General features: G+C 39.1%; 1 protein-coding gene. It reads right to left on the reverse strand.

Going from position 1 to position 1497, the window contains the following annotated elements; all coding sequences use genetic code 11:
- Positions 1–1466: non-ribosomal peptide synthetase (locus GN217_RS18510; protein ID WP_232334506.1), on the reverse strand; the 1466-nt coding region annotated here is incomplete at its 3' end.
- Positions 1467–1497 lie beyond the last annotated feature (31 nt).

Below are 1497 nucleotides of genomic sequence, written 5' to 3' on the forward strand. Positions count from 1 at the left end.
CCCGCCTTTAATATCGCCAGCATCCCCACAATCATATCCAATGACCGTTCCATTAATAAGCCTACTCGGTCTTCTGAGGTTACTCCACGTTGTCTCAGAACACGCGCTAAGCGGTTTGCCCGTTCATTCAATTCCTTATAAGTAAGCTGTTTTTCTTGAAATACCACAGCTACTTGATGGGGGACCTTTTCCACTTGTTCTTCGAACAAGGAATGGATTGTTTTCTCTTTCGGATATGGCATTTCTGTATCATTAAATTCAACCAACAGTTGATGCTTCTCCTGTTCTGTCAGTATATCCATTTTAGAAATTTTCTCTTCGGGATAAGCTACCATTGCTTTTACTATCTGTATAAAATGTTCGGACATTCGTTGAATAGTTTCATCAAAAAACAAAGCCGTGCTGTACTCGATTTCACATTCAATGTATTTTTGTGTTTCTCTTGCAGATAAGGTCAAATCAAATTTAGAAATTCGGTAATCTATTTCATAGGGTCTGACTTGTAGTCCTTCCAAGTCAAGCAAGCCTTCGTCAAAATTTTGCATGGTAAACATAGCCTGAAACAATGGGTTGCGACTCGGATCTCTAGCCAGAGCTAGTTTTTCTACTAGCATTTCGAATGGATAATCCGCATGATCATAAGCTGTAATCGCCCCACTTTTTACTTCTTGAATAAACTCCTTGATTTGCTTTTGTCCCTCCGGATAGTTACGCATTATCAACGTATTGACAAACATTCCTGTCATTGATTGAATATCTGGATGTGGTCTGCCAGCTACAGGCGTTCCAACTAAAATATCTGATTGATTGGTATATTTGTGTAACAGGATATTGTATGCAGAGAGTAAAAGCATATACAAGGTTGTTCCTGTTTCGGCAGCCAATTGTTTAAGTGAACGAGTTATTTTTTCATCCAACACAAATTCTAGACGACTTCCTTCAAAGCTTTGCATATCTGGCCGTGGATAATCCGTTGGTAGTTCTAAAACTGGAACTGGATCCGAAAAGACGTCTAACCAGTGATTCTCCTGTTGCTTAAATCCTTCGGATGTCATCCACTGTTCTTCCCACATTACAAAGTCTTTATAATATATTTTAAGTTTTTGTGGCATTTTCCCTTGATAGATACTGGATAAATCATTAAACAGTACTCCCATAGACACCCCATCCGATATGATGTGATGCATATCTATCAACAGTAGATGCTTTTCATTCCCTAACTGAATCAATTCCGCACGGAATAACGGGTCTTTCTCTAAATTGAATGGCTGAATAAATTCCTGCATCTTCTCCTGAATATCTTCTTCTAAAGCTTGGTTTACCTTCAATGTAAAGTTCATTTCTTCATGAACTATTTGAACCGGCTCCCCATGAACTACTTCAAAAGAAGTCCGAAGGGGTTCATGACGCTCTATAAGTTTCTGGATTGCGCGCTCCAAACGCTGATGCTCCAAGGAACCTTCCAAGAAAAACGCACCTGGCATATTATAATGTGTA

It is taken from the genome of Oceanobacillus sp. AG (genome assembly GCF_009746545.1).
Lineage (GTDB): Bacteria > Bacillota > Bacilli > Bacillales > Amphibacillaceae > Oceanobacillus > Oceanobacillus indicireducens.